The organism is Serratia sp. HMSC15F11, from assembly GCF_001808215.1.
Classification (GTDB): Bacteria; Pseudomonadota; Gammaproteobacteria; order Enterobacterales; family Enterobacteriaceae; genus Serratia; species Serratia nevei.
The window spans coordinates 1-928 of sequence record NZ_KV792468.1; the positions used below are offsets into that span (position 1 = coordinate 1).

A 928-nucleotide genomic window follows, 5' to 3' on the forward strand; every position below is an offset into this window, starting at 1 on the left:
CGGCTTTGCGTCGCCGGGGTGCCGTTTGTGTACATGGATAAATAGCAGAGGCGGCGCAGAGATTGAGCTGGGCGTGATCACGACAGCGCGATAAGTGCGCGGCGCTAAGTGGCGTGGAGGGTTGGGATCGGGTAAGCTGATCTGGCGTCTGCGGATCCGGTTGGGGATCTTCGGGCACAAAAAAAGGCGACCTGTTGGGTGGTCACCTTTTTCTGCCGGGGGAGCTGGTAACTCCTCCGATTAATTCGAGTCACGTCTTAGCGGGACGTTCTCGAAGGAAGAATAGCACTTGCGCAGCGTACTCCTCAAACTCAAAGAGAAGTGTACCACGTCGATAAGATCGCGCAAGTGTGAATTTCCCTCGTAAGCCCCCGCCTGACGCCGACTCCTACGTTTTTAAAGGAGTAATTGCGTGTCACAAATTGATGAAAATTCCGGCACTGCTGCCGACAACGTAACGCCGATCGCCGCTGCCAAGGTGGGACGCCCGTCTCTACAAAAAAAATACCCGACTACCGCGTTTCCCGTGGAGCTGGAGATCAACTACCGGAAGGGGCGCTACTCGTCCTCTCTTGAGAACGTTGTCGCCGCTATGCGCTGCCATTCCGTCACCGGCATCCAGCTCGCTTTCGATGAGTTCTTTGCGGAGGAGGGGGCGTTCGTGAACGGGCAATGGTACCCGCTGTCCGACAACCTAGTTACCGAGCTGCGTCTGCGCCTCGCTGCTGCCGACTTCGAGAAGGTGACCAAGGACAATGCCCGCGACGCCATGTTCTACGTCTGCGATGAGAACAAATTCGACAGCGCCCAGCGTTGGCTGACGGCTCAGGAATGGGACGGCAAACCTCGCGTCAGTTACTTCTTCGAGCGGTGCTTCAAATGCCAAGGGGATCCCGAGTACCTGGCGGCGGTCAGCCTCTACACCTGG

At 57.3% G+C, this 928-nt stretch carries 1 pseudogene; it reads left to right on the top strand.

From position 1 onward, the window contains the following. Positions 1-412: 412 nt before the first annotated feature. Positions 413-928: pseudogene (locus HMPREF3138_RS15535) on the top strand (hypothetical protein); the annotation flags it as partial.